The organism is Streptomyces sp. NTH33 (genome assembly GCF_003236365.1).
GTDB lineage: Bacteria > Actinomycetota > Actinomycetes > Streptomycetales > Streptomycetaceae > Streptomyces.
In genome coordinates, this window is record NZ_POTZ01000350.1 from 1 (window position 1) to 7,396 (window position 7,396).

Annotated in this window: 11 protein-coding genes; 8 read left to right on the forward strand and 3 right to left on the reverse strand. The window is 73.0% G+C overall.

All coding sequences use genetic code 11. The features are described 5' to 3' along the window. Positions 1-147: 147 nt before the first annotated feature. From C1I97_RS26830 to C1I97_RS26855, 6 genes are read left to right on the forward strand one after another with little or no spacing between them, the layout of a single operon-like run. The gene (locus C1I97_RS26830; protein WP_111005731.1) at positions 148-330 is read left to right on the forward strand and encodes a hypothetical protein; all 183 of its coding nucleotides are present in this window, start codon (positions 148-150) and stop codon (positions 328-330) included. After that, positions 327-779, forward strand: coding sequence for a monovalent cation/H+ antiporter complex subunit F (locus C1I97_RS26835; protein WP_111005740.1), 453 nt, complete (start codon positions 327-329; stop codon positions 777-779). Before C1I97_RS26830 ends, C1I97_RS26835 begins: the two co-directional genes overlap by 4 nt. After that, positions 772-1,044, forward strand: a complete 273-nt coding sequence (locus C1I97_RS26840; protein WP_111005732.1) for a Na(+)/H(+) antiporter subunit B — start codon at positions 772-774, stop codon at positions 1,042-1,044. The genes C1I97_RS26835 and C1I97_RS26840 overlap by 8 nt, the downstream gene beginning before the upstream one ends. Then, complete coding sequence (locus C1I97_RS26845) at positions 1,041-1,781, forward strand: MnhB domain-containing protein (protein ID WP_111005733.1); 741 nt, start codon at positions 1,041-1,043, stop codon at positions 1,779-1,781. Before C1I97_RS26840 ends, C1I97_RS26845 begins: the two co-directional genes overlap by 4 nt. A gap of 19 nt (positions 1,782-1,800) precedes the next feature. Next, positions 1,801-2,148 carry a sodium:proton antiporter gene (locus C1I97_RS26850; RefSeq protein ID WP_111005734.1) on the forward strand — a complete coding sequence of 116 codons (348 nt, stop codon included), beginning with the start codon at positions 1,801-1,803 and terminating at the stop codon, positions 2,146-2,148. Further along, positions 2,148-3,929, forward strand: coding sequence for a complex I subunit 5 family protein (locus C1I97_RS26855; protein WP_111005735.1), 1,782 nt, complete (start codon positions 2,148-2,150; stop codon positions 3,927-3,929). The genes C1I97_RS26850 and C1I97_RS26855 overlap by 1 nt, the downstream gene beginning before the upstream one ends. Here the strand turns inward: C1I97_RS26855 and C1I97_RS26860 are convergent, their stop codons facing one another. From C1I97_RS26860 to C1I97_RS26870, 3 genes are all read right to left on the reverse strand, one after another. Further along, positions 3,930-4,592 (reverse strand): DUF4230 domain-containing protein, encoded by a 663-nt coding sequence (locus C1I97_RS26860; protein WP_111005736.1) that lies wholly within the window; start codon positions 4,590-4,592, stop codon positions 3,930-3,932. Between the two features lie 141 nt (positions 4,593-4,733). Beyond that, a complete protein-coding gene (locus tag C1I97_RS26865; RefSeq protein WP_111005737.1) occupies positions 4,734-5,114 on the reverse strand; it encodes an anti-sigma factor antagonist in 381 nt (126 codons plus the stop codon). Between the two features lie 125 nt (positions 5,115-5,239). Next, positions 5,240-6,199: an NADP-dependent oxidoreductase gene (locus C1I97_RS26870; protein WP_181446930.1), complete on the reverse strand. Its 960-nt coding sequence runs from the start codon at positions 6,197-6,199 to the stop codon at positions 5,240-5,242. 113 nt (positions 6,200-6,312) lie between these two features. On the opposite strand from C1I97_RS26870, the gene C1I97_RS26875 reads away from it, so the two are divergent. After that, positions 6,313-6,777, forward strand: a complete 465-nt coding sequence (locus C1I97_RS26875) for a pyridoxamine 5'-phosphate oxidase family protein (RefSeq protein ID WP_111005738.1) — start codon at positions 6,313-6,315, stop codon at positions 6,775-6,777. A 76-nt stretch (positions 6,778-6,853) separates the two neighbouring features. Further along, positions 6,854-7,246, forward strand: a complete 393-nt coding sequence (locus tag C1I97_RS26880; RefSeq protein ID WP_111005739.1) for a VOC family protein — start codon at positions 6,854-6,856, stop codon at positions 7,244-7,246. The last annotated feature ends 150 nt before the right edge of the window (positions 7,247-7,396 follow it).

Here is a 7,396-nt window from a genome sequence, read left to right on the forward strand (position 1 = left end):
CCGGTTTCCGTTGCTGCTGACGGGGCATCCGGGCTGCGGCCCCGCGCGCCACCACCCGCCCCGCGGCCGGGGCGGTGCTTGGATGCCGGGAAGTGGTGTACCCGAGGTCCCTCGCACAGCGGAGGACGGAGTCTGCGGAGGTGGCGTGTGAACGCGCGTACGACGCTCCTCGCCGTGGGCGAGGTCCTGGCCTGGTGGGCCGCGCTCGTCGTGCTGTGGCTGATGCTCATCAGCACCGTCTACACCCTGGAATGGGTGGTCGGCGCCTGCGCCGCGGGCGTGGGGGCCCTGACCGCGCGCGCCGGACGGCGGGCGGTGGTCCGGTGGTGAACGGCTGGATCCTCGCGGCGACGGCCGTCCTGGCCGTGGGTCTCGGCAGCACCCTGTGGGGCGTCGCCACCGGACCGCTCAAGCGCCGGGTCGTCGCCCAGAACCTGTCCACCGCCATGGTCTGCCCCGGTCTGCTGCTGCTCTCCCAGGGCTACAGCCGCACCGCCTACGTCGATCTCGCCCTGCTCATGGCCCTGCTGGGCCCGGTCGGCACCCTGGTCTTCGCCCGGCTGCTCGCCGATGAACTCGCCGACGACCCGCCCCGGGCCCGGGGACCGACCTGGGCGGCGGCCGGCGTCGGCGTGGTCGTCGTCCTGGTGCTGTGCGCGGTCGCCGGACCCGGCCGGTCCCTGGTGAAACTCCTGATCGTGGGGGCGCTGCTGGTCGGCGGGAACCTCATCGCCTCCCGGGCGCTGTCCCGCGGCTTCGCGGGGGTGAGCCGTGGCTGACGTGGCCGTCGTCGTGGCCCTGCTGTTCGTGGCTGCCACCGCGACCGCCGCGGTCGCCAACCGCGACCCCACCCGCCAGGCCCTCGTCCTGGCCGTCCTCGGCACCGCCCTCGCCGTGCTGTTCACCGTCCTGCAGGCACCCGACGTCGGGCTGTCGCAGCTCGCCGTCGGCTCGGTCCTGACCCCGCTGCTGATCATGCTCTCGGTGCGCAAGGTCCGCCGGCGCCCCGCCGGAGGCAAGGACGGCAAGGGCGGCGAAGGGTGAACCCGCGCACGAGGCTGTGGCTGGTCGCCCTCGGCGGCGCGGGACTCGCCGCGCTGCTCGTCGCCGCCTGCCTGCGCCTTCCGGTCTTCGGCGGCGCACGCCACCCCTACGGCGACCGTGCCGTCGGCGCGGCCCTCTCCCGGTACACCGCCAACTCCGTCGCCTCCGTCAACTTCGACCAGCGCGCCTTCGACACGATGGGCGAGATGACGATCCTCTTCGCGGCCGTCCTCGGCTGTGGCGTCCTGCTGCGCCAGGCCCGCGACGAACACCGCGACCGGCCCGAGCCCTTCGAGGTCGCCGCGCCCGTGCGCCGTTACGCGCTGATCGTGCTGCCCGTCGCCCTGGTCACCGGCCTCTACGTGATCGCCCACGGACAGCTCAGCCCCGGCGGCGGCTTCCAGGGCGGCGTGGTCGCCGCGACCGCCCTGCACCTGCTGTACCTCGGGGCCGACTACGCCGCCCTGGAGCGCGTCCGCCCGGTCGAGGCGTACGAGATGGGCGACGCCGCCTCCGCCTGCGCCTACCTCGTCCTCGGCCTCGCCGGCGTCCTGGCCGGCACCGCCTTCCTCGTCAACACGCTGCTGCCGTACGGCACCTTCAACACGCTGTCCTCCGGCGGCACCGTCCCGCTGCTGAACGCGGCCATCGGCATGGAGGTCGCCTGCGCGGTTGTTGTGCTGCTCGCCCGCTTCCTGGACCAGGCCGTCGAGATCGCGGAGGAGAGCGGGGAGTGAGAGCGCCGTGAGTGCCGTGATGCATGTCCTTCCGTACCTGGTCGCCGCCTATGTGCTCCTGGTCGGCTGCTACGGCCTGGCCACCAGCCGGAACCTGATCCACGCCGTGGGCTGCCTGGCCGTGTGCCAGTCCGCGACGTACGTCCTGCTGCTGGCCGTCGGCTACCGCGACGGCGGCACCGCGCCCGTCTTCTCCGACATCGAGCCCGGCTCGCGGCCCGTGGTCGACCCGGTCGTGCAGGCGCTCACCCTCACCGACATCGTGGTCGGCGCCACGGTGACCGCGCTGCTGCTCGCGCTGACCGTGCAGATCTCCAAGAGGCACGGCACGGTCGACCCCGACGAGCTGAGGGAGCTGCGCGGCTGATGCGCCATCTGCTGCCGCTGCTGCCCGCCGTCCCTCTGCTCGGTGCCGCCCTGCTCGTCGTGGGCGGCCGCCACGTGCCCCGCCTGGTCGCCGAGGCCTTCGGCTCCCTCGTCTGCGCCGCGACCGCCGCCCTGGCGATCGTCCTGCTGCTGAACTCCTCGCCGCCGCTGGTGGAGTGGGTCGGCGACTGGTTCCCGAGGAACGGCCGGAGCGTCGGCATCGTCGTGACCGGAGACGGCGCCTCGCTCGGCATGGCCGCGCTCGCCTCGCTGCTCACGCTGGCCGCGCTGGCCTACTCCTGGTACTACTTCGACGAGCCGCCCCGCGGGCACGCCGGCTCCTACCCCGCGCTGATGCTGCTCTTCCAGGGCGGCATGTGCGGCTTCGCGATCGCGGGCGACCTGTTCAACGCGTTCGTGTTCTTCGAGCTGATGGGCGTCGCCGCCTACGCGCTGACCGGCTACCGCATCGACGAGGCCAAGGCCGTGCAGGGCGGGCTGAGCTTCGCACTGGTCAACTCCCTGGGCGCCTACTTCATGCTCATGGGCGTCGCCCTGCTCTACGCCCGCACCGGCGAACTCGCCATGGCGAGGATCGGACACGGCCTCGACCAGGCCGCCGGGCAGCACGGGCCCGACGCGCTCACCCTCGCCGGCTTCGTGCTGTTCCTGACCGGTCTGCTGGTCAAGGCCGCCGCCGTGCCCTTCCAGTTCTGGCTGCCGGACGCGCACGCCGTGGCGCCCACACCCGTGTGCATGCTGCTGTCCGGCGTCATGGTGGAGCTCGGCGTCTACGGCGTCTGGCGGGTGTACGGGACCGTCTTCTCCGGGCCCGGCGGCATCCCGGCGGCCGACTTCACCCGGGCCCTGGTGGCGCTCGGCGTGCTGACCGGTGCCGTCGGTGCGGTCATGTGCTGGTACCAGCGGCACATCAAGCGCCTGCTCGCCTTCTCGACCATCGGCCACACCGGGCTGTTCCTGGTCGGCATCGGCGTGCTGAAGGCGGAGGCCGACGACGGGACCGCGCTGTACCTCCTCGGCCACGCCGGAGTGAAGGCCGCCCTGTTCGCCTGCGCCGGGGTCCTGCTCGACCGCTACGGCAGCGTCGACGAGTTCTCCCTGCACGGCCGGGCCCGGCGACTGCGCCTGATCGGTGCCCTGTTCGCGGTCGGCGGGCTGGCCCTGGCCGGGCTGCCGCCCTTCGGGACCGGCCTGGGCAAGGCGGTCGCCGAGGAGGCCGTCGGCGGCCCGCTCACCGTGCTGTACGTCGCGGTCTCCGCCCTCACCGGGGCAGCGGTGCTGCGGGTCGCCGCCCGCGTCTTCCTCGGACTCGGCCCGCCGCCCGAGGAGCGCAGGGGCGGGGAGCGCGACGAGGACAAGACCTCCGGTTCCGGCGAGGAGCCCGAGACCCGGCAGCGGCTGGACAAGGTCCCCCACACCATGCGTGCGGTCCCGGCGGTCCTGCTCCTCGCGGCGCTCGCCGTAGGCGCGGTGCCCGGCTTCGCCGGCGTGGTGGGGCACGCGGTCGACGAGGCCGGGTCCTGGGGCGTGTTCTCCTCCGTGGAGTGGACCGCGACGGGAGTCCTGCTGGACCTGCTGTCCACCCTGCTGGCGGTGGGACTCGCCGCCGTGGCCGTCACCCGCCCGCAGCCGCTGGGCGCCCCCGGGTGGGCGCTGCCGCTGCGGCGCCTGCAGTCGGGCCACGTCGGCGACTACGTGGCCTGGCTGCTGGTGGGGACGGCCCTGCTCGGGGCGCTGGCCCTGCCCGGCGTCCTCGGCTGATCAGGGCCCGTAGGTGATGTGCACCTCCTGGAAGCCGAGGGACTTCAGCAGCCCTTCGAGCATGCCGGTGGTGTTGGCCTCCGCCCGCGCGGTCAGCCCGCTGCTCCTGGCCGCCTCGGCGATGTGCCTGACCGCGAGTTGCTGCACGGCGCGCTCGCTGCCCGGGTTGTCGGAGAACAGGTCGCCGAGGCGGTCGAGCAGACCGCGCTGCTTGGAGACGGCGTAGGAGTGGTCCGCGTCCAGGGCCGGCTTGCCGAGTTGGGCGTGCGGCAGCCGCAGCGTGGCCGACGTACGGTCGTCGTCGACCGTGACCTCCCCGTCGCCGACCCCGCCGAGGTCCACGTAGGCGTCCACGGTGCCGGCGCCGACGTACAGGGTGCGGGTGCCGCGGATCGCGTCGGGCAGGTACTTGGTGTCCTTCTCCAGGTCCACCACGACCTGGAAGTTGCCGGAGGCGGCGTCGTAACGGCTGAGATCCTGGACGGCCTTCAGCAGCGCGGGACCGGAACGGTCGTGCGTCTCGGTGCCGAACAGGTCCTTGATGCCGGGCAGCACGGCCAGCCTGATCCCGGCGAACAGCACGGCGAGCACCACCACGAGGGCGCCCACCGCCTTCGCCCAGCCGGGCATGCGCCGGGGCGGTCGCTCGAGGGAAGTCGTCATGCGGCGGTCCTCCTTCCTCCTTCTGCGCATGCCCGCCAAAGCCCTTGCCAGACAGTTTTGTTGGTCGGCCAAGCCGGTCCAGGAAGACCTCGTGGAGCTGCTGCCGGTGTGCGACACGGCCCGCGGGCAGGCCGCAGGGGCTCACAGGGAGCCGGACGTCGCCTCGGGCCGTTCCAGGGCCGCGTCCAGGGACGGCTGCGGGGGCAGCAGCCGGGCCAGGCCGGTCACCTTGAGGATGCGCAGGGTCAGCGGGTGCGTGCACACCAGGCGCAGCTCCCCGCCCCGGCCGAGGACCCGGCCGCGGGCCCGGTACAGCAGGCGCAGCCCGGAGCAGTCGAAGAAGTCGACCCCGCTCAGGTCGATCACGATCCGGGCCCCGGACCGGGCCGTGGCCCGGTCCAGGTGCGGGACGATCTGCGCCGCCGCGGCGATGTCGATCTCGCCGTGGAACTCCAGCACGGTGTGCCCGCGATCCCGGCGGACACGCAGATGCCGGGCCGGCGGCGCGGGTTCGTTCGCCACGACGACTTCGCCTCCAAGCGGCCTCTGCACGGCAAGTTACCCCTGTAGGAGGGAATTCCAGCATGTTCGGTTGACATATGTCTTCGATTTGCCGTCAATTGTGGTCCAGTTGCGGCTAGTTGTGGTCAGTCCAGCAACAGGACCAGCTTCCCCGTGGTGCGGCCGGTGTCACCGAGCTCGTGCGCCCTGGCGGCCTCGGACAGCGGGAAGGTGCCGGCGATCTCGGCGCGCAGCCTGCCCTCCTCGACGAGCCCCGCGATCGCCTTCATGCCGTGGTGGTCGGCGTCGACCAGCATCCGCAGCGCCCGCACACCGAGCCGGCCGGCCTCCTCGTAGAAGTCGTCGGAGCCGACCGGCAGGATCGACACCACGAGCCCGCCCGGGCGCAGTACCCGCAGCGAGCGCAGGGAGGTGTCGCCGCCGATGGTGTCCAGCACGACGTCGACGTCCCGCACGGCCTCGGCGAAGTCGGTCGCACGGTAGTCGACCGGCTCGTCCACACCGATCCCGCGCAGGAAGTCGTGCTTGCCCGCGCTCGCGGTGCCGATGACGTACGCGCCGCGCGCCTTGGCGATCTGCACCGCCACATGGCCGACCCCGCCGGCCGCCGCGTGGATCAGCACCCGCTGCCCCGCGCGGAGGTCCGCCCGCTCCACCAGCGCCTGCCAGGCGGTCAGCGACACCAGCGGCAGCGCGCCCGCCTGGACGTGGTCGATGCCGGCGGGCTTGAGCGCGAAGGCGCGGGCCGGGGCGGTCACGTACTCGGCGTGCGAGCCGTGGCCGAACGGGTAGGGCAGCATGCCGAAGACCTCGTCCCCCGGCCGGAAGAGCGACGCGCCGATCCCGGTCGCCTCGACGACGCCGGAGACGTCCCAGCCCAGCACGAACGGCGGCTCGCCCAGGAAGCCGCCGGTGGCCCGGTGCTTCCAGTCGGTGGGATTCACCCCGGCGGCCCGCACCCGCACCAGCACCTCGTTGGGCCGCGGCGCGGGCCGCTCCACCTCGATCACCTTCAGCACCCCGGGTCCGCCGAGGACGTCCTGGCCGACGGCACGCATCGTGTTCACGGTGTTCACGTCGTTCATGGTGACCCAGCCTGCCCGGCTCCGCCCGCCGGGATGCCGGATGGTCCACACTGAGGGGATTCCGGCCGTCGGTACGACGACCGGTACGACGACGACCAGGAGGCTGTTCGACGATGACCCCGCCTGCCGTACGCTCCGCGAAGCAGCGCAAGCTGGACACCCTGCACCGGCTGGAGAACGACGTCGACGCCTGGGTGGCGACGGCCGGCGCCGGGGGAGGGGTGCCGTACCTGGTGCCGCTGTCGTTCCTCTGGGACGCGGGGATGCTGCTGGTGGCCACCCCCGAGGCCAGCCCCACCGGCCGGAACCTGCGCGAGACCGGCAGGGTCCGCCTCGGTATCGGACCGACCCGGGACGTGGTCATCGTGGAGGGCACCGTCGAAACCGTGCCGCCCGCCGAACTGACCGAGGAAGAAGCCGAGTTGTTCGCCGCCAAGACCGGCTTCGACCCCCGTCGGCTGGCCACGCCCTACCTGTACTTCCGGATCCGCCCCCAGCGCGTGCAGGCCTGGCGCGAGGCGAACGAACTGGACGGACGGGAGCTGATGCGGGACGGTGAGTGGCTGGTGACGGACTGAAACCGCGGGACGCGGATATCAGGGACATGAGCGCGGCGGGCATGCACGCCCTGCCGCCGGACCCTTCGGAGGAGACATGCCACTGGTGACCGCGTGCGTCGTCGTGCTCGACTGCGCCGAGCCCGAGAAACTCGCCGTGTTCTACAAGGAGTTGCTGCAGGCGCAGGAGACGGACGTGAGTGCCAACCTGGTGGAGATACGGGCCGCCGACGGACTGCGGCTGGCCTTCCGGCGCGACGTGAACGCGACTCCGCCGAGCTGGCCGCGCCCCGAGAACTCCCTCCAGGTCCACCTGGACTTCCTGGTGGAGGACCTGGACGCGGCCGAGCGCCGGGTCGTCGAACTCGGCGGCCGCCCCCTGGAGGCGAAGGACGGCCCCGGCCCGTACGAGGAGCGCGGCTGCTCCGACCCGGCCGGCCACAGCTTCACCCTCCGCCGGGCCCGCCAAGCAGCCCCCAAACAGGGCTGACACGGCTTCGGGCAGCCGTGCCCCCCCGCTCTTCGAGCAGGGGGACGCCCAGGGCGGCACGGGTGGGCGACGGGAGTCCCCCTGCTCGAGCGAAGCCGAGAGGTTAGGGGAGGCGCCCCGCAAGCGAGGGCGAGCGCACCCACCCCAGTG